We start from the raw sequence: 23,044 nt of genomic DNA, 5'->3' as shown, positions 1-23,044 counted from the left end.
GGCCCGGTTCGCGAGGTTCCGGCGCCCCCGCGCCGGATGAAACGGGATTCGCCGGAGCATCAACATATGATGAGTGGGTGGGTGGCGCATGCACGCCCCGGCTCCGAAGAACGCAGGAGCCGGCACGACCCCGTCTCGGCAACCGGCGTTAGGTATTGGTTTTTCAAGTGCAAGTAGTGAGCATCAGCAGCCTCAAAGGCGGTGTCGGCAAGACATCCGTGACCACTGGACTGGCATCGGCAGCATTGGCCGCCGGCATCCCCACCCTCGTCGTTGACCTTGACCCGCACGCTGACGCCAGCACCGCCCTCGGCGTGAGCCCGGACGATCAGCTCGATATCGGCAGGATGCTGAGGTCGCCCCGGCGGGCGCACCTGGCGGACAACGTGGTTCCCAGCGGCTGGGTGGAGCGCGCCAGGATCAACGGCGCCGCCAACGGCCGCGCCAATGGTAGAACGCAAGCCGGCGCTGCAACCTCAGTCCTCGACGTAGCCGTCGGCTCTGCCTACACCGGCATCTACGACCGGCCTGACTTGGGCCGCCGCGACCTCCGCCGGCTTTCCACTGTGCTGGCCGGCGCCACGAACTACGAACTCGTCCTGGTCGATTGTCCCCCGTCGCTGAACGGCCTGACCCGGATGGCCTGGTCCGCAAGCGACAAGGTGACCCTGGTGGCCGAACCCGGACTCTTCTCGGTGGCCGGCACGGAGCGCACCATGCGCGCCATCCAGCTGTTCCGGCAGGAATTCGCGCCCAATCTGTCCCCCGCCGGCATCGTGGCCAACCGGGTGCGCAGCGGCTCGGCCGAACACACGTTCCGGCTCTCGGAGATGGAATCCATGTTCGGCCAGCTGCTGCTGAGCCCGCACATCCCTGAGCAGGCCAACTGGCAGCAAATCCAGGGCGCGGCCCACTCCATCCACCACTGGCCCGGAGACTCGGCCAAGAATGCGGCCGGACTCTTCGATGCCCTGCTGCAGAACCTGCTGCATCCCAACGGCGCGGCCCCGGCCGGCACCGTCCGCGACCGCAGCCAGCGCTGACCAGCGACCGGCGCACCCGGGCGCAACGCTCAACGAACTGAGGCCGCCTCCCTGTCCGGGAGGCGGCCTCAGTCTTGTCTGTAACGGTGTGTGCTAGCCGATCTTGCGGGCCGCGCGGCGCTTGCTCAGTTCGTCGTCGGGAAAGGACTGGTCCGCGGCGTGTTCGCTGGGAAGGGCTGCGAGGCTTCCTTCAACTTCGCGCCACACACGGCCGACGGCGATGCCGAACACCCCCTGGCCGCCCTGGACGAGATCAATCACTTCATCCGCCGACGTGCACTCGTAGACGCTCGCACCGTCGCTCATCAGCGTGATCTGGGCGAGGTCTTCGACGCCGCGCTCCCGCAGGTGCTCCACGGCGGTGCGGATCTGCTGCAGGGAGACGCCGGTGTCCAGGAGCCGTTTGACTACTTTAAGGACCAGGATGTCGCGGAAACCGTAGAGCCGCTGGGAGCCGGAGCCGGCTGCGCCGCGGACGGCGGGCTCAACCAGTCCGGTGCGTGCCCAGTAGTCGAGTTGGCGGTAGGTGATGCCGGCCGCCTTGCAGGCGGTGGGCCCGCGGTAGCCCGCATCTTCGTCCAGAACGGGAAGATCCTCGGTGAACAGCAGGCCTTGGGCACCGCTGGCGGGCACAGCAACGCCGGCCGTTGCGGCCTGCTTCAGCTCGCCTGCTTCGCCTTTCGGACTCACGTGGACCCTCCTTGTTGTGGGTTCCCCTGGGTAAGTTGCATCGGCAGCATTATCTGTGAACAGCTGCACGACACAGGATGATGACTTCACCCGTGTAATTCAGCCGGGGCTGCACTTTCCAGTGTGACTTGCGCGGCTACCGTATGCAATGGGAACTTGTACCTCCGACGTTAGGCCTGCCAGGGCCCAAGGTCAAAGACGTTGGGGCTATTCGGCGGGCGTGTCGAAAGTTTCATCCTCGGCTTTAACGTTTGGCGCCGCCACAGCTGTCCCCGGCGTTTCAGAAACCTCACCCGTAACAGGCGCACCAACAACCCCGGCAGCCTCCTTGGCTCCGGTTGCCGGGCAGTTCAGCCGCCGAAGTCTTCCGGTTCGACGTCGTCGAGGAACTCGCGGAAGCGCCGCAGTTCGCCTTCCTCGTCCACGGCGGGTCCGGGATGCGTGTCCTCGCCCTCGTCGTGTTCGGTGATCCGGACGCCGGCCTCGTCCATGACGGCGTCGGCACACCAGATCCGGCACTTGGCGCGCAGGCCAAGCGCCAGGGCATCCGAGGCGCGGGAGCTTACGGTGGTTCCGTTCTCGAACTGCAGCTGCCCGTAGAAGATGTTGTCCTCCACTGCGACGATGTTGACGCTGACGATGCTGTGGCCGAGGGCCTCGACAACGTCCACCAGGAGGTCGTGGGTCATCGGCCGGGGCGGGACGACTCCCTGCTGGGCCAGGGCAATGGCGCTGGCTTCCGGAGTCCCGATCCAGATCGGCACGTGGCGCTCACCATGGATTTCCTTGAGCAGGACAAGCGGCTGGTTGGACGGCAACTCAATCCGCACGCCGACAATCTCCACCTCAATCATCAGATGTCCATCCTTGAGATGCGGTCATGGACCAGCGCCTGGTGCAGGGACAGGCAGAGGTCGCTGATTTCCCGGGCAGCCTCGGCGGCGCGGGCGTGGGAGGCCGCGTCTTTGCGGGACGTCAGCGTGGCCACTGCGCGTTCCACGAGCCCGAATTCGCGGTCGGCAGCCGCCTGGAACGGCCGCAGGTGGCGGGGCTCCAGGCCATGGCTCTCCAGCTGGACGCAAGCCCGCGCCACCTGCAGGGCGTGTTCGTCGAACTTGCCGTTCACGTGCCCGATCAGGCCGTAGCTCAAGAGGGATTCCAGCAGCGGGACGCTCGCCCCGGATTCAGCACGGAGCTGCTCCTCGCTGAGCCGGCGCGCACGGCTCTGCAGCTCGGTGGCGAGCTCCTCGGAGACGACCCGCGGGGAGAGCGTGACCCCTGCCGGCAGGTTTTCCGGCCGTTCGCCCCGGTCGATCGCGTCAAGGTAGTCCTTGATGACCTTTAGCGGCAGGTACTGGTCACGCTGGAGGGACAGAACGAAGCGCAGCCGTTCGACGTCGTTCTCGGAATACTGTCGGTAACCGGCAGGGGTCCGCTGCGGGTTGATGAGTCCCTTTTCCTCAAGGAACCGGATTTTTGACGCCGTCATGCTGGAAAAGTCGTCGCTCAGTTGAGCCAGGACTTCCCCGATGTTCAGAACCTGGGGTCCGCGCCGATCCGCATGTGCCGTGGCCACAGGCAGCTACCCCCGGAATCAGACGTTGCCTGCTGCGCGGGCAGGGCTGAGGTAGAAGGTGAGGCGGAACTTGCCGATCTGGACCTCGTTGCCGGACTTCAGTTCCACGGAGTCCACGCGGTCGTGGTTGACGTAGGTGCCGTTCAGGCTCCCGGTGTCCACTACCTCGAAGCTGCGCGCGGTGCGGCGGAATTCCACGTGCCTGCGGGACACGGTGACGTCGTCGAGGAAGATATCGGCGTCCGGGTGGCGGCCCGCCGTCGTGACGTCCGAGTCCAGCAGGAACCGCGCGCCGGCGTTGGGGCCGCTGTGTGCCACGAGCAGGGCCGATCCGAAGGGAAGGGCCTCGACCGCTACCCGCTCCTCGGCCGAGAGCTTCGGCGTGAAGTTGGGTTCATCGCGCACCGGAGTGAGGTTGATCGACGTGGTCTCCGAAGCTTTCACTCCACCCGTGCCGTAACCGTCACCGGTGTCGTTCCGTTCGTGCCCAAACATTGAGTCCTCCTCATTCGTTGCAGGTGTCCCCCCTGCAAACAACGCATGCCGTCCGGAAAAGCCTCGCAGTCCCGGTATTGAGGCCTTTCGGCGGGGCGCGGCTTGTTTTGTTATCCCAACAACACACTCCGGCGACCCCGGACCGAACGACCTCTGTCTTTAGCCTACCTGCTGTTCATACTCGGATGCACTGAGCAGGGACTCTACCGCGTCGGCTTCCGCGAGCTTGATTTCGATCAGCCAGCCGTCACCGTACGGATCCGAGTTAATAAGGGCGGAATCGGTGTCCAGAGCCTCGTTCCGGGCCACCACCTCGCCCGTCACGGGGGCGTAGATGTCGCTGACGCTCTTGGTGGATTCGACTTCTCCAACCACGTCATTGGCCTTGATGGTTGTCCCCACTTCAGGCATCTGGGCGTAGACGACATCCCCGAGGGCGTCCTGGGCAAAATCGGTGATGCCGACGCGCACAATCCCGTCAGCATTGGGGGCCGAAACCCATTCGTGTTCTGCGGTGTAGGACAGGTCTTCGGGAATGATGCTCATGACGGGCCTTTCATCGGGTCAATCACCTATGCGGCGGCAGTCGTTTGTTCTAGCCGCCGCTGAAAGTATAGGCATATCCGGCAGGGGCCGGGGAGGGATCTGAGAAGATGGTGCGATGTCAGAACATGCGCCGCTGTGTGTCAGGAACGTGAACAACCGGGGCGCCGGGACCCTCCGGACCCGCAGGGGCTAGGCCATGCCTGAGCTTCCGGAAGTTGCGGCCCTGACGGACTTTCTCCACGAGCACCTGCGCGGGGCAGTTGTGACGAAGATCCAGCTGGTCTCCTTCGCCGTGCTCAAGACGGCAGACCCCCTCTTCACCGACCTCGAGGGCAGGGCCGTCAGCGGGGTGCGGCGGTTCGGCAAGTTCGTCAGCATGGAAGCCGACGGGCTGCATTTTGTCTTCCACCTGGCGCGGGCCGGCTGGGTCCGCTTCACTGACACGCCCACCGACGCCCAGCTGAAAATGGGCAAGGGGCACATCGCGGTGCGGCTGACATTTTCCGGCGCTTCCGGCCCGGTGGGCATGGACCTGACCGAGGCGGGCACGAAAAAGAGCCTCGCGGTCTATGTGGTCCGCGATCCGAACGACGTTCCCGGCATCGCCGCGCTCGGACCGGATCCGTTCAGTCCAGACTTCGACGTCGACGCCTTGGCCGGGATCCTCGGTTCCAGTTCCCACCAGATCAAGGGCGTCCTGCGGAGCCAGAGCATTATTGCCGGGATTGGGAATGCGTACAGCGACGAGATCCTGCACGCCGCCAGGATCTCGCCTTTCGCCCTCGCCAAGTCCCTGGACCGGACGGACGTCCAGCGCCTCTACGACGCCGTCCACACCATTCTGGGCACGGCCGTGAAGGAAGCCCAAGGCAAGCCGCCCAACGAACTCAAGGACACCAAGCGGAGCCACATGAGGGTCCACGGCCGCACCGGCGAAGCGTGTCCGGTGTGCGGCGACACGGTTCGGGAGGTCTCCTTTGCGGACACCGCCCTGCAGTACTGCCCGACGTGCCAGACGAAGGGGAAGATCCTGGCCGACCGCCGGACTTCGCGCTTCCTGAAATAGGCGCTTCTTGAAACGGGCACCGGCGTCTGAATCCCTTGCGCTGGCGCCTCCTGAGCGAACACGATACAAGGACACCTTTCAACGGCGCCTGAGGGAGTTGTCTCCAAGATGCGAATGCTGATTATGGGTCCCCCGGGGTGCGGCAAGGGCACCCAGGCCGAACGTTTGTCCCGGCGCCTCGGCATCACCGTGGTGTCAACCGGCGAGGTATTCCGCGACCATGTGAGGAACCTGACGCCGCTGGGCCGGGAAGTCATTGTGCATCTGGATGCGGGCGACTTGGTGCCCGACACCCTGACGAACCGTGTGGTGCGTGAGCGGCTGAACCAGAAGGACGTCAGGGCAGGGTTCCTCTTGGACGGGTACCCCCGAAACACGGCTCAGCTGGCTGAACTCGACGTCATCCTTGCCGCCAACGGACAGGTTCTGGACGTTGCGGTCCAGCTGACGGTTGACGACGGCGAACTTGTCCGCCGAATGCTCCACCGCGCCACTTTGACCGGACGCAGCGACGATACCGAGGACGTCATCCGGCACCGTTTGGAGCTGTACCACCACGAGACTGAGCCTGTGGCCTCAGCATACTCACAGCGCGGGATCCTCCTGAGCGTCAACGGCATGGGAAGCGAGGATCAGATCTTCGGCCGGCTGCTCGCGGCGCTCCGCGCGTCCTTCCCCGCGGCCATACCCGATGCCAACACTGCCTCCATGGACGGAACGGCGCCGAACTGAGTCGCCCTCCAAAACAGAAAACCCCGCCATTCCTTCGTCAGGAATGGCGGGGTTTCGTCTGTTGGTCGGGCTGACAGGATTTGAACCTGCGACCCCTTGACCCCCAGTCAAGTGCGCTACCAAGCTGCGCTACAGCCCGCTGGTTCCACCGTTCTCCGCTGGGAAGTCTGCCCGGATTCGCTCCAGGTTTTCTTCCAAGCAGTCCGGCCGAACCACCTCCAAAAGCTTACACGATCCCGGAGGGTGCCTGTGACAATTTCATGCTGTCACGCCCAAGGTGTGTCGGAATTAACGTTTCTTGCCGCGCTTTTCACGTACACGCATGTTGACCTCGATCGGCGTGCCCTCGAAACCGAAGGTCTCGCGGAGGCGCCGGGTGATGAAGCGGCGGTATCCCGGATCCAGGAATCCGGTGGTGAACAGCACGAACTTCGGCGGCCGGCTGGACGCCTGGGTGCCGAACAGGATGCGCGGCTGCTTGCCGCCGCGGACCGGGTGCGGGTGCGCTGCCACGAGTTCGCCAAGGAACGCGTTGAGGCGTCCGGTGGGGATGCGCTTGTCCCAGTTCTCCAGGGCAATGTCCAGGGCCGGGACCAGCCGGTCCTTGTGCCAGCCAGTCAAGGCTGAGATGTTCACGCGAGGGGCCCAGGCGACGTGTGCCAGGTCCTGCTCGATTTCGCGTTCCAGGTAGCGGCGGCGTTCGTCGTCGAGGAGGTCCCATTTGTTGAAGGCGAGCACCAGGGCGCGGCCGGATTCGACGGCGAGCTGCAGGATGCGGACATCCTGCTCGCTGAGCACTTCGTCCACGGCCAGGAGCACGACGGCGACCTCAGCCTTTTCGAGCGCGCTCTGGGTGCGCAGGGAGGCGTAGAAGTCTGCGCCCTGGGCCATGTGCTGGCGGCGCCGGATGCCGGCGGTGTCCACGAAGCGCCACGTGCGGCCGCCGAGTTCGATGAATTCATCGACCGGGTCACGGGTGGTGCCGGCGGTGTTGTCCACCACCACGCGCTCGGAACCGGCGAGCTTGTTCAGCAGCGAGGACTTCCCGACGTTCGGGCGGCCGATCAGGGCGATGCGGCGGGGTCCGCCGGAGCGCTCGAGGCCCTCGATCAGGGAGTACTCCGGGAGGGTGTCCATGACGTGGTCCAGGAGGTCGGCCACGCCGCGGCCGTGCAGGGCCGAAACCGGGTACGGTTCGCCGAAGCCGAGGCCCCAGAGGGTTGCCGAATCGGCTTCCTGGGCGAAGTCGTCCACCTTGTTGGCCACCATGATAACCGGCTTCTTCGACTTACGCAGCATCTTCATGACGCCTTCGTCGGTCGCGGTTGCGCCCACGGCGGAGTCGACGACGAACAGGACGGCGTCCGCGAGTTCTACAGCCATCTCGGCCTGCTCCGCCACACGGGCGTGGATGCCGCGGGCATCGTGTTCCCACCCGCCGGTGTCCACTACCGTGAAGTTGCGGCCGTTCCAGTTCGCCGAGTACATGACGCGGTCGCGGGTGACGCCGGGGGTGTCCTCGACGACTGCCTCGCGGCGGCCCAGGATCCTGTTGACCAGGGTGGACTTGCCCACGTTGGGCCGGCCGATGATGGCCAGGACAGGATCCAGTTTGACCGGACCGTCAAAGTCCTGGTCGTCGAACTGGCCGCTCAGCAGCGCGGCGTCGTCCTCGTCCAGCTCGTAGTCGTCAAGTCCGGCCCGAAGGGAGGCCGCGCGTAGCTCCGCTTCGTCATCGTCCAGGGCGGCGAGGTGTTCAGCCACCTGGTCGGTGCCGGTGGGCGTGTATTCGTCTTCGCCGGCGCCAAAATTGCCGGAGGTTTGAGTCGTATCGCTCATTGCACTTTCCTTAGGTGGTGATCTGCCGGCGTCCCGGCTACTGCAACATGTCGTTCGTGCGGGGATTCCGCGTGGGGCAGGGACTGCCCGGTTCTTAGTACTGAGTCCTGGACATGGCGCGCTAGCGCGGCCCGGATTTCGGTTCCCGCCCTGTCCATTGAAACACGCCCGGTCTCACCGGGCCTGCGGCTGACGTTGATGGCACCGCCGAAGCTGACATGCAGCCGCCGGCGGGGCGGGGGAACCGTGTCCAGGTGTTCGCCGCCGATTCTGGTGCCCAGGATGGCGACGGGAACCACTGTGGCGCCGGAGTTGAGCGCCAGCCAGGCGACGCCGTTGTTGATCGCGGCTGCCTCACCGCTCCCCCGGGTGCCTTCGGGCAAAATCCCGACACACCGGCCGGCGTCGAGCAGGCTCCGGGCCGTGGCCAGAGCCGCACGGCCGCCGCGGCGGTCGACGGGCAGCTGGCCCGACGCCGCCAGCACGCGGCCGAGCAACCCGGTGAACATCTCCTGCTTGACGAGGATGTGCATGGGCCGGGGCGAGGCGCCGTACATGACGGGCCCGTCGAGGAAGCTGATGTGGTTGCCGGCGAAGATGACAGGGCCGGCCGCCGGGACGTTGGACCGTCCGGTCACCGAGGTGCGGTAGACGAGGTGGTCCAGGATCCAGCCGACCGGCCGGCTCCACGCCGTCGTCCAATGGCCGGGCAGGGAGGCGTGCACGCCCGCCTGCCAATCTGCGCGCCCCTCAGTCACCGTGGACGGTCCGGTGTGGGACAGCGGTGTGGTTGACCACCGTGTCCACGATGTCGAGAGCGGCCTGAACCGTCTCGTCGAAGTCCAGCTCCGAGGAGTCGAGCGTGACGACGCCGTCGGCGGCTGTGGTGAAGTTCACAACGGTGGAGTCCCTGGCATCGCGGTGCGTGACCTGGGCTGCCAGTTGCTCGGCATTCTGGCTCCCGCCCAGCTGGATGCCGCGGCGGCGCAGCCGGGCTTCCTCGCTGGCGGTCAGCAGCATCCGGACCTCGGCATGGGGCGCGACGACGGTGGTGATGTCCCGGCCCTCGACCACCATGCGGCGGTGGTGCTTTTCGATCAGCTCCCGCTGCCGGCGGATCAGTTCCGTACGTGCGCCCAGGGTAGTGGCGACGGCGCTGACGGCCGCGGAAATGGCCGGCTCCCGGATGGCGAGAGTGACATCGTGGCCGCCGACGCGGACGTACTCTTCCTGCGGACTCGTGCTGATTTCCAGCGGGAGCGCCTCAGAGGCGGACTCGACGGCCGCCCCGTCGTCCAGGTCCGTGCCGTTCTCCAGGCAGAACCACGTCAGGGCGCGGTACATCGCGCCTGTGTCGAGGTAGGCCAGCTTAAGCCGGCGGGCCACCTCTTTGCTGACGCTGGATTTGCCGGAGCCGGAGGGGCCGTCGATGGCCACCACGAGGCTTTTCCCGGGGCGGAGCACGTCCACTGTCTCGATGAGTTCCTGGGTCATTACTGGAGTACCCGCCATCCGCGGTCGTTGAGGGCTTCGATCAAAAGGTCGTGCTTATTGGGCAGGACGGAAATTTCCACCATGCCCACATTCTGTCCCGAGGAGTGGTCGAGGCGGAGGTCCTCGACGTTGACGCCGATCTCGCCGATCTCGGTCAGGAGCTTGGCGATCTGTCCCGGCGTGTCATCCACCAGGACCGTCAGCCACGAATAGGCCTGCGGGGGTCCGCCGTGCTTGCCCGGGATCCGGGACTGGCCGGCGTTGCCTTCGCTGATCAGCTGGGCAAGGTCCAGCCGGGCACCAGGAGCGGTCGGGGCCTCCAGGGTGCCGATCAGCCGGTTGAGGTCCTCGCGGACTCCGTGCAGGATCTCCACCACCTTGTCCGCGTTCGCGCCCAGGATCTGGACCCAGAGCGTGGGATCGCTCGCAGCGATCCGGGTGACGTCCCGCAGCCCGTTCCCGGCCAGGGAAAGGGCGTGCAGGGGCGTGCCCTGCAGGCGGCTGGCCACGAGCGAGGACATCACCTGCGGCAGATGTGAGACAAGCGCCACGGCTTCGTCGTGTTCGTCGGCGGCGAATTCGGACACGACGGCGCCGAGATCGCCGGCCAGCGAACGCGCCACCTGCAGGGACTCCGGCAGAGTCTCTTCCGCGGGGCACACGACCCACGGCATGGAGGTGAACAGCTCGCCGCGGGCTGCGACGGGGCCGGATTTCTCGCGCCCCGCCATGGGGTGGGTCCCCACGTAGCGGCCCACGTCGGCACCGCGGCTGCGGAGATCGGCCAGGATGGACGCCTTCACACTCGCGATGTCCACCACGACGGCGTGCGGGTAGTCCCGGAGCGCGCCGGCAACGACGTCCGCCGTGACATCCGGCGGCGCCGCCACTACGACGAGCTCCGGCTGGTCCCCGTCGAGGCGCGCCAGTGGCAGGCCGGCGCCGATGTCAACGGCGACGGCCTGGTTGGTCGGCGAGGGATCCGAGAGGAACACAGCGACACCGCGCCCCCGCAGCCCCAGCCCGATGCTGGTGCCCAGGAGCCCGGAGCCCAAGACGACCACCGGGCCGTTCAGGTGGCCGCGGCCGTGCGTGCGGAAAGCGGACATGCTTACAGCCCCACGGATGCCAGCAGGTGGCCGACTTCCTGCTTGCCGAGGTTGCGGATGCTGCCCTGGCGCTGGTCGCCCAGACCGATGGGGCCAACCTTGACGCGGACCAGGCGCAGCACGGGGAAGCCAACGGCGTCGAACATGCGCCGAACGATCCGGTTCTTACCCGAGTGGAGCACGACCTCGATCAGCACGTGGCCGGGGGTCGAGTCGACGAGCTTGAAGGAGTCCACCGAGGCGATACCGTCCTCGAGTTCGACGCCGGCCTTGAGTTCGGCGCCGATGCCCTGCGGGAACGGCCCGCGGACCTGCACGAGGTAGGTCTTGGGCACTTCGTAGGACGGGTGCGTCAGGCGGTTGGCAAGCTCGCCGTCGTTCGTCAGGAGCAGGAGCCCTTCCGTGGCGACGTCGAGCCGGCCCACGTGGAACAGGCGTTCGCCGTGGTGGTTGCGGACGAAATCGCTGATGCACGGGCGGCCATCCGGGTCCTCCATGGTGGAGACAACGCCCTTGGGCTTGTTGAAGACCATGTAGACCATGTTCTCGTCCAGCTGGATGCGCAGTCCGTCGACGTGGATCACTGCCGTTTTCGGGTCGACGCGCACGCCGAGCTCGGTGACCACCTGGCCGTCGACCTCGACGCGGCCTTCGGCAATCATTTCCTCGCAGACGCGCCGTGAGGCGACTCCGGCGGAGGCCATGACCTTCTGGAGGCGGGTGCCGTCGGCGTCGTGCAGCTCAGACTGCGGCACCTCGCGGCGCGGTCCGCGGTTGCGGACTGGCTTGCGCACCGGTCCGAGGTTCTGGCCGAAGCGTTCGCTGCCGAAGGCCCGGGGACCGGCGAACTTGGCGGCGCCGGTGCGCGGCTTGGGCTTGAGGGCACCGGGGGTGCCGGGGGTCTTGCCGAAGCCGGGCTTGCGGGCGGCGGCCTTGCGGGCTGCTTCCTTGCCAGATGGCGCTTTGGACTTCCAGTCAGCGGAGGCCTGGCGGGCAGCCGACGGCGCGCCGTCGGGACCCTGGAGGTCCGGATCGATGAAGGCCTCTTCGCGAGGCTTGGGGTGCTTGAAGGGGCGGTCTCCGCCGCCCTTGGAGAAGTCACGGCTTCCCTTGCCGCCGGCGGCGCGCGGTCCGCCGCCCTGGACCGGACCGCGTGCGGTCTTACCCTGGCCTCTGCTTTGTCCGGCACTGCTTTGTCCGGCACTGTTGCGTCCCGAACTGCTACGTGGTGAACCCTGGCGTCCCGCCTGTGTCATGACCCGTCCTTACGTTGGTGGCCCGCGGCCGCTGTCTCCCGACAACACCCGCCGGCCGGGCAAATTATTCTGCCCGGTGGATACTCTTGTGCAGACGTTGTGCCCGCACAAGATACTTCTTACATTCTTCCTGCGTCGTAGTACTCCTCGATGCCTTCCAGACCCGGAAGGTGGGGGGAAAGCTGTGGCAATTCAGCCACAGAGCCGATTCCCATCCGCTCAAGGAAATACGATGTCGTGCGGTACAGGATTGCCCCGGATTCGGGATCAGTTCCCGAGTCCTCGATCAGCCCCCGCTGCGTCAGCGTCCGCACGACAGAGTCGACGTTGACTCCTCGAATTGCAGACACCCGCGCCCTTGATACGGGCTGGCGGTATGCGATGACGGCGAGCGTTTCGAGCGCCGCCTGCGTCAGCCTGGCTGTTTGTCCTTCCAGCACGAATCCGCCAACGATCTCGGCGAACTCCGCGCGGGAATAGATCCGCCAGCCTCCGGCGATATTCCGCAATTCAAAACCCCGGGGGGCTGCATTGTTGCCGTCAGTTTTGCCAGTGTTGCTACTGGTGTTGGTGCTGTTCTGGCTGGCGACGTCCGCATCCGGGGCATTAACAGTATAGCCGTTATAATCACGCTGCAGTTCAGCCAGGAGGGACTCGACGACGTCGACCGTCAGGTCCAGTCCGGCGGCGAGGGCCATGGTTGTGGCCGGTTCGTCGATCACCATCAGGACGGCTTCGAGGGCCGCGCGGGCCCCGCCGGGCAGGCTCCTGACGTCCGGCCGCGTGTCCGGTTCGGTGTCCGGTTCGGTGTCCGGCAATCGTTCGTTCACGGCTGGTCCTCGTATTCTTCACTCAGGTTTTCGCTGCTCCACCCGTCGGCATCGGCCGTCCAGTGCACGGTCAGCTCGCCCAGCGGCAGCAGCTGGTCAAAGCCCACCGCGCGGTCGCGGAACAGTTCCAGCAGGGCCAGGAACCGCGCCACCACCACCAGCGTGGATTCGGCGTCGGCGATCAGCGCCCGGAACGTCAGCGGCGTCCCCAGCCGCAACCGGTTCCCCAGCAGCTCGGCCTGTTCCTTGACGCTCACGGGCGTACCGTGCAGGTGCGCGAGGCCTACTTCCGTGGGGGCGGCCTCCTTGGGCTTGAGGGCCGCCTCGGCCAGGGAAGCGAACTGCTCCGGGGTGTGCCGCCAAAGAAGTTCCGGAAGGAGGGCAGCGAAGTGTCCCTCCAGGGCAACCTGCCGGGCATACCGCCGGGCTTCGAGCTCAAGGGTGGAGCCGATCATGCCGGCCACGTGCTTGAAGGCCTTGTACTGCAGCAGCCGGGCGAACAGGAGGTCCCGGGCCTCCAGCAGGGCAATGTCCTCATCGTCCTCGACCTCGCCTGCGGGCAGCAGCCGGGCCGCTTTGAGGTCCAGGAGCGTGGCCGCAATCACCAGGAATTCGCTGGCCTCATCCAGCGCCCATTCCTCCCCCAGCTGCTGCAGGCCTCGAATGTACTTGATGAATTCGTCCGTGACCGTGGACAGCGCCACCTCGGTGATGTCCAGCTGATGCTTCGAGATCAGGCCGAGAAGGAGGTCGAACGGGCCGGTGAAGTTGGCGAGCCGCACTTCGAATCCGGGCTTCTTCCCGGACGACGCAGCCAGGTCAGGTGCTGCGGGGACGGCCGGGCCTGCGGACTGCGCGGAATCCGCGCGTGTGTCGAGCTCCGCCGGCATGTCAAGCTCCGCTGGCGGAGAGAAGGCGCCTGCCACGATCCTGGCTAGGGCGCGCCGCCGCGCGAGATCAGCTCTTTGGCCAGGCGGCGGTAGGCGTCGGCACCGACGTGGTTGCCCGCGTAGGTTGTGATGGGCTCGGCCGCAACCGTGGCGTCGGCGAACTTGATGGAGCGCTTGATGACGGTTTCGAAGACCTTGTCACCGAAGGCCTCCACCAGGCGGGCGATCACTTCCCGGCTGTGAAGGGTCCGCGCGTCGTACATCGTGGCGAGCACGCCGTCGACCTGCAGGCGCGGATTGAGGCGGTCCTGGACCTTGTCGATGGTTTCCACGAGCAGCGCGACGGCGCGCAGGGCGAAGAATTCACAGATGAGCGGGATGATGACGCCGTGGGCGGCGGTCAGCGCGTTGACCGTGAGGAGCCCGAGTGAGGGCTGGCAATCGATCAGGACGACGTCGTAATCGTCTTCGACCTTTTTCAGCGCACGGTCCAGGACCTGCTCGCGGGCCACTTCGTTGACCAGCTGCACCTCGGCGGCGGAGAGGTCGATGTTGGCAGGGAGCAGATCCACGTTTTCCACGCCGGTCTTCTGGATGGCGTCGCGGATGTCCACTTTGCGGTCCATCAGCACGTTGTAAACGGTGAGATCGAGCTCGTGCGGGTTAGTGCCCAGGCCGGCGGACAGGGCACCCTGCGGATCGAAGTCGACCAGGAGCACCCGGCGGCCGTATTCGGCCAGGGCTGCGGCGAGGTTGATCGCGGACGTGGTTTTGCCCACGCCGCCCTTCTGGTTCACCATGGCAATCACCCGCGCAGGACCGTGGGAAGACAGCGGTGCGGGCTCCGGAAAGTCGCGATGGGGCCGCCCGGTGGGACCCATAACGGCGTCTTCCAGGTCGAATTCGGTGCCTTCCAGAGTTGCTGAACCCTGCTCGCTGCTCACGTATCTATCCACACTTTCGATGACGGTGATTGTCGTGCTTCATATTGCCGCCTCCGGGCTCCCAGAGCCCAGCGCGTTCCTCCCAAGGTTACAGCGCCCGACACGGTATTCGCCGGACCTTGACACCGGCGCGGGCGCTGTGCCTTGACGTTCTGGTTGAAGTCGAAGGTTGCAGTCCCCGGCCGGATAACGGCCGGAGCACGCCGGCAGCTTTGGCGGGAGCGGCTACGGGAGGAAGACAGCCGGCGAGGGGCGGCTCCGAGCCTAGTGCAGGCATATTGAAGTTTGTACCCCGCGGGCCTACATTGAAACGACGAGGTGGCAGCAGCTCATGCACGAACTTGCGATTACCCAAAGTCTTGTGGAGGCGGTCCTGAACCGGACCGGCGACCGCCCCGTCACGGGCGTCAACCTGCGAATCGGCCCCTTGAGCGGTGTCCTGCCGGACGCAGTGCGCTTTTGCTTCGAAGTGGTTTCAGCTGACACGCCGCTGGCCGGGGCAGCCCTCACTATCGATGAATCCGAGGGCCGGGCCAGGTGCCGCAGCTGCCGCGACGAATTCGTCCTCGAGGACATATTTCTGCTCTGTCCGTGCGGCAGCGCCGATGTCGAAATCGTCAGCGGCCGGGAACTCCTGGTCACGTCGGTGGAGGTTGCATAGGTATGTGTGCGACGTGCGGATGCGGCGACGACGCCGGAACAAGGGTTTCCGACCTCGACGGAACGGTGCACGACGGAACGGTGCACGACGGAACAGTGCAGAATACGGTGCACGCTGCTGCAGCCCTGCACGAGCATCCGCATCCCCATCCGCATCCCCACGGTCACGGGCACGAACATCAGCACGGTCACGGGCCTGACGGGCACAGCCACGCGCCTGACGGACGGACGCTCATTTCCCTGGAGGAGAATCTTCTCGCCAAGAACGACCTCCTGGCCGCACGGAACCGGGGATGGCTGGAAGGACGCGGCATCCGGGCCTTCAATGTCATGAGTTCCCCCGGGGCCGGCAAGACCACGCTCCTGGTGCGGACCATCCGGGAACTGGCCGGAGAACTGGACATCGGTGTCGTCGAAGGCGACCAGGAGACCTCGCTGGACGCCGACCGGATCCGGTCCACGGGGCGGCCGGTGATCCAAATTAACACCGGAGCAGGCTGCCACCTGGATGCCGGGATGCTGCAGCGGGCCCTGGACGCACTGGACCCTGGACCCGGCTCCACAGTCTTCATCGAAAACGTGGGCAACCTGGTGTGCCCGGCATTGTTCGACCTCGGCGAATCGGCCAGGGTCGTCGTGATCTCAGTTACGGAGGGCGATGATAAACCGCAGAAGTACCCCCACATGTTCCTGGCTGCCGACCTGGTGATCATCAACAAAGCAGACCTGCTCCCCTACGTGGAGTTCGACGTCGAGCGCTGCGTTGGCCAGGCGCGCCGGCTGAATCCCGGCGTCGACGTCCTGACCCTGTCAGCTACCACCGGCGAAGGCATGGATGGCTGGCTGGAGTGGATCCGGAAGAATCCCCACGCGGCGACGGCCGCCGTCGGGAGCGCACCGCGCTCCGGTGGACTACGCGTTTGACCTGCTGACGCAACATTCGAGCCGCAGCCGCAGGGCGGGGCTCCGAAGGAGGCAACGATGCCTACAGCTACTGCATTGAAAGCGGAAGAAACTTTGATCCACGTCCTGTGGATCAACGCCGGACTCAGCTGCGACGGTGACTCCGTGGCCCTGACGGCGGCAACCCAGCCCAGCGTCGAGGAGATAGCCCTCGGGGCGCTTCCCGGACTCCCCAAAATCGCCATGCACTGGCCGCTGATCGACTTCGAATGCGGCCCGCAGCAGGGAGCCGACGACTTCCTCGAGTGGTTCCGCAAGGCGGACCGCGGCGAGCTGGAGCCGTTCGTGCTGGTGGTGGAGGGGTCCATCCCGAATGAGAAGCTGCACGCCGCGGGCGGCTACTGGGCTGCCTTCGGCAACAACCTTGAGACCGGACAGCCGATCACCACCAGCGAGTGGTTGGACCGGCTGGCCCCCAAGGCGACGGCGATCATCGCGGCGGGAACCTGCGCGACCTACGGCGGCATCCATGCCATGGCCGGGAACCCCACCGGGGCCATGGGGGTGCCCGACTATCTCGGATATGACTGGCGGTCCAAGGCCGGAATCCCGATCGTGTGCGTCCCGGGCTGCCCCATCCAGCCGGACAACCTGTCAGAGACCATGACATATCTGCTGTATCAGGCCACCGGGCAGGCACCCATGATTCCCCTTGACGAGGCACTCCGGCCAACGTGGCTGTTCGGCCAGACGGTGCACGAGGGATGCGACCGCGCCGGGTACTACGAACAGGGCGACTTCGCCACCGAATACGGGTCCCCGAAGTGCATCGTCAAACTCGGCTGCTGGGGACCTGTGGTCAAGTGCAACGTGCCCAAGCGTGGCTGGATGAACGGAATCGGCGGCTGCCCGAACGTGGGCGGCATCTGCATCGGCTGCACGATGCCGGGATTCCCGGACAAATTCATGCCGTTCATGGACGAACCTCCTGGCGGCAAACTGTCCACCGCGTCGGTCATGCCCTACGGCAAGACCATCAGGACACTGCGGAACATCACGAAGCACACGCTGGACCAGGAACCACGCTGGCGCAAACCCGGCAATGAACTGCTGACCGGCGCCAAGCGGACCTGGTAGGGACGCTAAGCAGAGAGGCAATGCAATGACTTCGACGATTCCGATGCCTTCGGCGGACGGTTCCGCGGGCGAGAACCTGGTGGAGATGGCCTGGGACCCGATCACGAGGATCGTCGGCAGCCTCGGCATCTATACCAAGGTCGACTTCAAGAACAACGAAGTGGTGGAATGCCACAGCACGTCATCGATTTTCCGCGGCTACTCCATCTTCATGCGCGGCAAGGACCCCCGGGACGCCCACTTCATCACGAGCCGGATCTGCGGAATCTGTGGCGACAACCACGCCACATGCTCCTGCTACGCGCAGAACATGGCCTACGGGGTGAAGCCTCCGCACCTCGGCGAATGGATCGTCAACCTGGGCGAGGCTGCCGAGTACATGTTCGACCACAACATCTTCCAGGAGAATCTGGTCGGCGTTGACTACTGCGAGAAGATGGTCTCCGAAACCAACCCGGCGGTGCTCGCCAAAGCCGAGAACACGCCGGCCCCTCACGCGGCCGAGCACGGCTACCGCACCATCGCGGACATCATGCGCTCGTTGAACCCGTTCACCGGGGAGTTCTACCGCGAGGCGCTGCAGGTGAGCCGGATGACCCGGGAAATGTTCTGCCTGATGGAGGGCCGGCATGTCCATCCCTCCACGCTTTACCCGGGCGGCGTGGGCACCGTGGCGACGATCCAACTGATGACGGACTACATCACCCGGCTCATGCGCTACGTGGAGTTCATGAAGAAGGTCGTGCCGATGCACGACGACCTGTTCGATTTCTTCTATGAGGCACTTCCCGGTTACGAGCAGGTGGGGCTGCGGCGCACCCTGCTGGGCTGCTGGGGTTCCTTCCAGGATCCGGAGTTCTGCAATTTCGCCTACAAGGACATGACGGAGTGGGGCCGGAAGATGTTCGTCACCCCCGGAGTGGTGGTGGACGGCAAACTCGTGACCACGGACCTGGTGCGGATCAACCTGGGGATCCGCATCATGCTGGGCTCGTCGTACTACGAGGACTGGGGCGACCAGGAAATGTTCGTCACCCGTGATCCGCTGGGCAACCCGGTGGACCGCCGGCACCCTTGGAACCAGCACACCAACCCGCGGCCGCAGAAGCGCGATCTGGAGGACAAGTACAGCTGGGTAATGTCGCCACGGTGGTCTGACGGCGAAAACAATCTGGCGCTGGATACCGGCGGCGGGCCGCTTGCCCGGCTGTGGTCCACCGCCCTTGCTGGACTCGTCGAGACCGGCTACCTCAAGTCAACGGGCAGCAGCGTCCAGATCGAGCTGCCCAAGACGGCACTGAAGGGCCCGGTGACCCTGGAATGGAAGATCCCGCAGTGGAGCAACACGCTGGAGCGCAACCGGGCGCGGACCTATTTCCAGGCCTACGCGGCCGCCGCTGCACTGCACTTCGCCGAAAAGGCACTCGAGGAGATCCGGGCGGGCCGCACCAAGACCTGGGAGTCCTTTGAGGTGCCGGACGAAGCCATCAGTTGCGGCTTCACCGAAGCCGTCCGCGGCGTGCTCTCCCACCACATGGTGATCCGCGACGGCAAGATCGCCAACTATCATCCCTACCCGCCGACGCCATGGAACGCGAGCCCGCGCGACTCCGAGGGAACGCCGGGTCCGTACGAGGACGCGGTGCAGGGCCAGCCCATCTTCGAGGAGAACGACCGCGATCATTTCAAGGGCATCGACATCATGCGCACCGTCCGGAGCTTCGACCCCTGCCTGCCGTGCGGCGTCCACATGTACCTGGGGGACGGGCAGACGCTGGACCTGCTGCACTCCCCCACGCAGTCGCTCACCGGTGAGTAGCCCGCCATGGACCGGGAGAATCTGTTGGGCTCGGCCGGTGAACGGATCAGTTCGCTCCTCGATGCGCTGGGTTCCGGCGGTCCTGTGGCCCGGGACCGGGCAGAGGAACTGGTCCGGCAGGTAACGGAGCTGTACGGTGCCGGGCTGGAACGAATCCTGCATGTGCTGGATGCGCAGGGTGTGCTCGATTCTGGAACGGTGTCCGCTCTCACGTCGGACCCGTTGGTGTCCGGCCTGCTGCTGATCCACGGACTGCACCCCGTGGACCTGCCCGGGAGGGTCGCCGCCGCCCTCGACTCAGTCCGGCCTTACCTCGGCTCGCACGGCGGGGATGTGGAGCTTCTCGGCATCAGCGAAGAAGGCGTCGTCCGGCTGAGGCTGCTGGGCAGCTGCCAGGGCTGTCCGTCGTCGTCGGTCACTCTCAAACTCGCCGTCGAGGACGCGATAGAAACCGCGGCGCCGGAGGTGACCGCCATCGAAGTGGAGGAGGCGGCCCCCGCCGCCGTACCTGCCCTGATCCCGGTCGGTGCCCTGCGCTCCAGGCTGGACGGGCTGGACGGCCACGACGGCGGCCCGTCCGACGCCGGCGCACCGGACTGGACGGCGCACGACGCCGCCACGCCGGCCTCCGGCACGTGGCAGGCGGTCCCGGCCCTCGCTGAACTCGAGTCCGGGAGCGTCGCGGGCTTCCTGGTGGCGGGCGTCGAGGTGCTCACCTGCCGGATCGGCCCGGACGTTTACGCGTTTGTGGACCGCTGCCCCCGTTGCACCCATTCCATGCCGGGCGCCTCGCTGCAGCGTGCACTGGCGGCCCCGGTGGGCGGCGGGCTGTTGCGCTGCCCGCACTGCCGCAGCCACTTCGACGTCCGGAAGGCCGGGGCCTGCCTCGAGGACAAGGCACTGCATCTTGATCCTCTACCACTGCTGCTCCGCGACGGTGTTCCCTCCGTGGCCGTTCCCACCACCGCGGACCCGCTGTGAGGTGCCGCAAATGAACGCCGCGGCACGGGAACGGAGCCGGGAATGACGGCGCCGCCGGGAACCGGGAGGCCGGCGACGGGCGGCACAGGAGCCGGGAGGGAGCCCACGGGCGGTACAGGAGCCGGGGGAACGTCGGCGCTCTCCGTGCTCCGCCGGATAGCTTCCACCCGCCCGGCCCAGCCTGCCGGCGAGCGCTGCGAGATGTGCGCGGAGCCCATTCCGGAGGCCCACCAGCATGTGGTGGATCTGGAGAGCCGCTCCCTGCTGTGCACGTGCCGGCCCTGCTATCTGCTGTTCACGGACTCGTCGGCCCATCTGCGCTACCGTTCCGTCCCTGACCGCTACGTCTCATTCGAGCCCTTCGAGCTCGGGCAGGCCCAGTGGGACGAGCTGGAAATCCCGGTGGGACTGGCATTTTTCTTCTTCAACTCGGCGCTGGGCCGGACCGCTGCTTTCTACCCGAGCCCGGCGGGCGCCACGGAGTCGGAACTTCCCCTGAACGCCTGGGCATCGGTCCAAGCCGCCAACCCGGCAATCGCCATGCTCGCCCCCGACACGGAAGCCCTGCTGATCCGCTCCCCCGGCCCCGAGCGGGACCGGGCGGACTGCCATCTGGTCCCCATCGATACGTGCTACGAGCTGGTGGGCCGCCTGCGGCGGGTGTGGAAGGGCTTCGACGGCGGCCAGGAGTCCCGCCAGGAGCTCGCCGGCTTCTTCGACCGGATCAGCAGCCGCAGCAGGCCCGCCCCCGCTCCGGCCCAGGCAGAGCAGGAGGGACGCCATGGTTGACCTCGAATTCAGCGTGCTGGACATCACCCCCGAGCCCTACGCGGCCGCACCCCAGCTGACCGCGCGCCTGCGGATCCAGGAGCGAAGCGGCGCCGCCATCCACGCCATGGCCCTGCGCTGCCAGGTGCGGATCCTGGCCCAACGCCGCGGTTACGACGCCGACGAGGAAGCCGGGCTGCTGGAACTCTTCGGCAACCGCGGGCGGTGGCCCACCACCCTCAAGCCCTTCATGTGGATGCACAGCAGCGTCCTGGTGCAGGGATTTGCGGACAGCGTCGAGGTTGACCTGCCGCTCCCCTGCACCTTCGATTTCGAGGTCGCCGCGGCAAAGTACCTGAACTCCCTGCGGGACGGGACCGTTCCGCTGGAGTTCCTCTTCTCCGGGACAGTTTTCACGCGCGGCGCGGCGGGCTTCGGCGTCGAGCAGATTCCCTGGGACCGGGAAGCGCGGTACGCCCTGCCCGTGGCCGTCTGGCGCTCGCTGATAGACGCATTCTTCCCCAACCAGGGATGGATCCGCCTGGACCGCGACGTCCTGGCGGCCCTGGCCAGGTACAAGGCGGTCCACGGCCTGACTTCCTGGGAGGCGGCAATCGAGGGCCTGTTGGCCGGGGCGGGTGACCCGGTACCGTGAACGCCGGCCTCAGCCTGGCACGCGCCGTCGCCGACGCTGTCCTCTATGAGGGGTACCTCCTGTACCCGTACCGCGCCTCGTCCGCCAAGAACCAGGCCCGCTGGCAGTTCGGGGTGCTTGGGCCGCCGGGCGCGGCAGCCGCCGGCGCCGGTGAAGAGCCGGACATGGCAGCGGACTGCCTCCTCGAGCCGGGACCCGCAGCCCGGGTCGAAGTCCATCTTCGCTTCCTGCACCTGCAGACAAGGTCCGCCGAGCGCGCGGATGACGGCGGCTTCACACCCGTCGATGAACTCTTGGTCGGCCCGTCCCGGTGGCTCAGCTGGGACGAGGCCACGGATCAGGAGATCACGCTCGGGCCGTACAGCCTCGGCCAACTTGCCGCGGGCGTGCGCGCGCCGGTCAACGTCCCGGCGACCGAGGACATCGAGCCCTTACGGGACACCCGCGGCGCCACCGCCGGCAGGCTCGTACGCCGGCGTCGGACGCTCCGCGGGGAGCTGCGCCTGATGGCGACGCAAGTGGCGACACCGGTGCCGGCGGCAGGTCCGCTGTGGCGGCTCAGGGTCACGGTCGAAAACACGGCGGCAGCAACCACCGACAAGCGGTCCGCCATCGAGCTCTCGTTCATCGGAGCCCACGTCCTGCTCGCAGTCCACGACGCCGACTTCCTCTCGGTGATCGATCCGCCGCAGTGGGCGTCGGCGGCGGCGGCTTCGTGCCGCCAGCACCGCTGCTGGCCCGTGCTCGCCGGCCCCGAGGGGCAGCGCGATGTCCTGCTCCTGTCCCCGATCATCCTCTATGACCACCCCGCGGTGGCGCCGGAGAGCACCGTGGAACTGTTCGACGCGACGGAGATCGATGAAATCCTGACCCTCCGGGTGCTCACGCTGACCGATGAGGAAAAGGCGGAAGCCCGGTCAACCGATGCCCGGGCGGCAGCGATCATCGATCGCTGCGAAAACATGACAGCAGAGGAGCTCCAGCAGTTGCACGGCATCCTGCGGAACCCGCACGCCGGTTCGCCCCGCGGACCCGGGACGTCCGGGTACGACGAGTTCCCCGGCTTCGCCGTTCCGGAATATTCAGATTCGGAATTGTCCGTCCCTGAATTTTCCGTCCCGGGCAACGGCGCCGCCGCGAACACCGGCGCCGATACGCCGTGGTGGGATCCGGCCCGGGACGCAGCCGTGGATCCGGAATCGGACACTGTCTTCATCGACGGCGTCCAGGTCTCACGCGGCAGCCGGGTGCGGGTTGTTCCACTGCGCCGCGCCGATGCGCAGGACCTCTTCTTCGCCGGTAAATCGGGACGTGTCACAGGAGTCCACTTCGACGTCGACGGCGGAACGCACGTCGCGGTGGTCCTCGAAGCCGACCCGGCGGCCGAACTGCAGGAATGGTACGGCCGGTATCTGTATTTCGCCCCCGAGGAACTCGTGCCGCTCGCCGCGGCGCAGCCCCCGGACAACGGAAAGGAACCATCATCATGAAAGGTCTGGGCATCATGACCGTCGTGCTCCTGCTGGCCGCGGGCCTGGCAGTGGCCGTCGTCGGACTGCGTTCGATTCCGGACATCAAGCGCTACATGCGAATGCGCAGCATGTGAGCCCG

The 23,044-nt window shown here is 66.5% G+C and carries 25 protein-coding genes and 1 tRNA gene; 12 read left to right on the top strand and 14 right to left on the bottom strand.

Features of this window, described 5'->3' with window-relative positions:
* Positions 1-167 precede the first annotated feature (167 nt).
* Positions 168-1,043 (top strand): ParA family protein, encoded by an 876-nt coding sequence (locus MRBLAR12_RS04315; RefSeq protein ID WP_229992553.1) that lies wholly within the window; start codon positions 168-170, stop codon positions 1,041-1,043.
* Positions 1,044-1,136: 93 nt separating this feature from the next.
* On the opposite strand, the gene MRBLAR12_RS04310 is transcribed toward MRBLAR12_RS04315, so the two are convergent.
* The 5 genes from MRBLAR12_RS04310 to gcvH all read right to left on the bottom strand — a co-directional run bounded on the left by MRBLAR12_RS04310 (position 1,137) and on the right by gcvH (position 4,350).
* Entirely contained in the window at positions 1,137-1,733 is a 597-nt protein-coding gene (locus tag MRBLAR12_RS04310; protein WP_018772320.1) for a MerR family transcriptional regulator, read from the bottom strand.
* Positions 1,734-2,083: 350 nt separating this feature from the next.
* Positions 2,084-2,587 (bottom strand): bifunctional nuclease family protein, encoded by a 504-nt coding sequence (locus MRBLAR12_RS04305; RefSeq protein ID WP_229992552.1) that lies wholly within the window; start codon positions 2,585-2,587, stop codon positions 2,084-2,086.
* Positions 2,587-3,309: a MerR family transcriptional regulator gene (locus tag MRBLAR12_RS04300; protein WP_229992551.1), complete on the bottom strand. Its 723-nt coding sequence runs from the start codon at positions 3,307-3,309 to the stop codon at positions 2,587-2,589. The genes MRBLAR12_RS04305 and MRBLAR12_RS04300 overlap by 1 nt, the downstream gene beginning before the upstream one ends.
* An 18-nt stretch (positions 3,310-3,327) precedes the next feature.
* Positions 3,328-3,804 (bottom strand): FHA domain-containing protein, encoded by a 477-nt coding sequence (locus MRBLAR12_RS04295; protein WP_229992550.1) that lies wholly within the window; start codon positions 3,802-3,804, stop codon positions 3,328-3,330.
* Positions 3,805-3,963: 159 nt separating this feature from the next.
* Positions 3,964-4,350, bottom strand: a complete 387-nt coding sequence (gene gcvH / locus MRBLAR12_RS04290) for a glycine cleavage system protein GcvH (protein WP_229992549.1) — start codon at positions 4,348-4,350, stop codon at positions 3,964-3,966.
* A gap of 196 nt (positions 4,351-4,546) precedes the next feature.
* On the opposite strand from gcvH, the gene MRBLAR12_RS04285 reads away from it, so the two are divergent.
* Positions 4,547-5,416, top strand: a complete 870-nt coding sequence (locus MRBLAR12_RS04285; RefSeq protein ID WP_229992548.1) for an Fpg/Nei family DNA glycosylase — start codon at positions 4,547-4,549, stop codon at positions 5,414-5,416.
* A gap of 114 nt (positions 5,417-5,530) precedes the next feature.
* Complete coding sequence (locus MRBLAR12_RS04280; RefSeq protein WP_229992579.1) at positions 5,531-6,148, top strand: adenylate kinase; 618 nt, start codon at positions 5,531-5,533, stop codon at positions 6,146-6,148.
* 62 nt (positions 6,149-6,210) lie between these two features.
* Here the strand turns inward: MRBLAR12_RS04280 and MRBLAR12_RS04275 are convergent.
* The 9 genes from MRBLAR12_RS04275 to MRBLAR12_RS04235 form a co-directional block, all read right to left on the bottom strand.
* A tRNA-Pro gene (locus tag MRBLAR12_RS04275) sits at positions 6,211-6,287 on the bottom strand.
* Positions 6,288-6,436: 149 nt separating this feature from the next.
* On the bottom strand, positions 6,437-7,987 hold the full coding sequence (gene der / locus MRBLAR12_RS04270; protein ID WP_229992547.1) for a ribosome biogenesis GTPase Der: 1,551 nt from the start codon (positions 7,985-7,987) through the stop codon (positions 6,437-6,439).
* Positions 7,984-8,712 carry a lysophospholipid acyltransferase family protein gene (locus MRBLAR12_RS04265; RefSeq protein WP_364743904.1) on the bottom strand — a complete coding sequence of 243 codons (729 nt, stop codon included), beginning with the start codon at positions 8,710-8,712 and terminating at the stop codon, positions 7,984-7,986. The genes der and MRBLAR12_RS04265 overlap by 4 nt, the downstream gene beginning before the upstream one ends.
* Positions 8,713-8,737: 25 nt before the next feature.
* Positions 8,738-9,481 carry a (d)CMP kinase gene (gene cmk, locus MRBLAR12_RS04260; RefSeq protein WP_229992546.1) on the bottom strand — a complete coding sequence of 248 codons (744 nt, stop codon included), beginning with the start codon at positions 9,479-9,481 and terminating at the stop codon, positions 8,738-8,740.
* Positions 9,481-10,590 carry a prephenate dehydrogenase gene (locus MRBLAR12_RS04255; protein WP_229992545.1) on the bottom strand — a complete coding sequence of 370 codons (1,110 nt, stop codon included), beginning with the start codon at positions 10,588-10,590 and terminating at the stop codon, positions 9,481-9,483. The genes cmk and MRBLAR12_RS04255 overlap by 1 nt, the downstream gene beginning before the upstream one ends.
* A gap of 2 nt (positions 10,591-10,592) precedes the next feature.
* Complete coding sequence (locus MRBLAR12_RS04250) at positions 10,593-11,846, bottom strand: pseudouridine synthase (RefSeq protein ID WP_364743842.1); 1,254 nt, start codon at positions 11,844-11,846, stop codon at positions 10,593-10,595.
* A gap of 119 nt (positions 11,847-11,965) precedes the next feature.
* The gene (gene scpB / locus MRBLAR12_RS04245) at positions 11,966-12,571 is read right to left on the bottom strand and encodes an SMC-Scp complex subunit ScpB (RefSeq protein WP_229992577.1); all 606 of its coding nucleotides are present in this window, start codon (positions 12,569-12,571) and stop codon (positions 11,966-11,968) included.
* 101 nt (positions 12,572-12,672) lie between these two features.
* Positions 12,673-13,566 (bottom strand): segregation and condensation protein A, encoded by an 894-nt coding sequence (locus MRBLAR12_RS04240; RefSeq protein WP_364743839.1) that lies wholly within the window; start codon positions 13,564-13,566, stop codon positions 12,673-12,675.
* A 44-nt stretch (positions 13,567-13,610) separates the two neighbouring features.
* Positions 13,611-14,510, bottom strand: a complete 900-nt coding sequence (locus tag MRBLAR12_RS04235; RefSeq protein ID WP_229992542.1) for a ParA family protein — start codon at positions 14,508-14,510, stop codon at positions 13,611-13,613.
* A 331-nt stretch (positions 14,511-14,841) separates the two neighbouring features.
* Between MRBLAR12_RS04235 and MRBLAR12_RS04230 the strand changes: the two genes are divergently transcribed.
* From MRBLAR12_RS04230 to MRBLAR12_RS23705, 9 genes are all read left to right on the top strand, one after another.
* Positions 14,842-15,171 (top strand): hydrogenase maturation nickel metallochaperone HypA, encoded by a 330-nt coding sequence (locus MRBLAR12_RS04230; protein ID WP_229992541.1) that lies wholly within the window; start codon positions 14,842-14,844, stop codon positions 15,169-15,171.
* Positions 15,172-15,236: 65 nt separating this feature from the next.
* Positions 15,237-16,094 (top strand): hydrogenase nickel incorporation protein HypB, encoded by an 858-nt coding sequence (hypB, locus tag MRBLAR12_RS04225; RefSeq protein WP_364743836.1) that lies wholly within the window; start codon positions 15,237-15,239, stop codon positions 16,092-16,094.
* Positions 16,095-16,151: 57 nt separating this feature from the next.
* Entirely contained in the window at positions 16,152-17,210 is a 1,059-nt protein-coding gene (locus tag MRBLAR12_RS04220) for a hydrogenase expression protein HypE (protein ID WP_229992539.1), read from the top strand.
* 25 nt (positions 17,211-17,235) lie between these two features.
* Positions 17,236-19,029, top strand: coding sequence for a nickel-dependent hydrogenase large subunit (locus tag MRBLAR12_RS04215; RefSeq protein WP_364743833.1), 1,794 nt, complete (start codon positions 17,236-17,238; stop codon positions 19,027-19,029).
* 6 nt (positions 19,030-19,035) lie between these two features.
* Entirely contained in the window at positions 19,036-20,010 is a 975-nt protein-coding gene (locus tag MRBLAR12_RS04210; RefSeq protein ID WP_364743830.1) for a NifU family protein, read from the top strand.
* Positions 20,011-20,052: 42 nt separating this feature from the next.
* Positions 20,053-20,799, top strand: a complete 747-nt coding sequence (locus MRBLAR12_RS04205; protein ID WP_229992536.1) for a DUF5947 family protein — start codon at positions 20,053-20,055, stop codon at positions 20,797-20,799.
* On the top strand, positions 20,792-21,433 hold the full coding sequence (locus MRBLAR12_RS04200; protein ID WP_229992535.1) for a DUF6084 family protein: 642 nt from the start codon (positions 20,792-20,794) through the stop codon (positions 21,431-21,433). Before MRBLAR12_RS04205 ends, MRBLAR12_RS04200 begins: the two co-directional genes overlap by 8 nt.
* Complete coding sequence (locus MRBLAR12_RS04195) at positions 21,430-22,923, top strand: hypothetical protein (protein WP_229992534.1); 1,494 nt, start codon at positions 21,430-21,432, stop codon at positions 22,921-22,923. Before MRBLAR12_RS04200 ends, MRBLAR12_RS04195 begins: the two co-directional genes overlap by 4 nt.
* Complete coding sequence (locus MRBLAR12_RS23705) at positions 22,920-23,039, top strand: DUF6893 family small protein (RefSeq protein ID WP_414645459.1); 120 nt, start codon at positions 22,920-22,922, stop codon at positions 23,037-23,039. Before MRBLAR12_RS04195 ends, MRBLAR12_RS23705 begins: the two co-directional genes overlap by 4 nt.
* Positions 23,040-23,044 lie beyond the last annotated feature (5 nt).

It is taken from the genome of Arthrobacter sp. LAR12-1-1.1, from assembly GCF_040676555.1.
GTDB lineage: Bacteria > Actinomycetota > Actinomycetes > Actinomycetales > Micrococcaceae > Arthrobacter.
The sequence above is the reverse complement of the archived record's forward strand: the minus strand, read 5'-3'. Positions and strand labels throughout refer to the sequence as shown.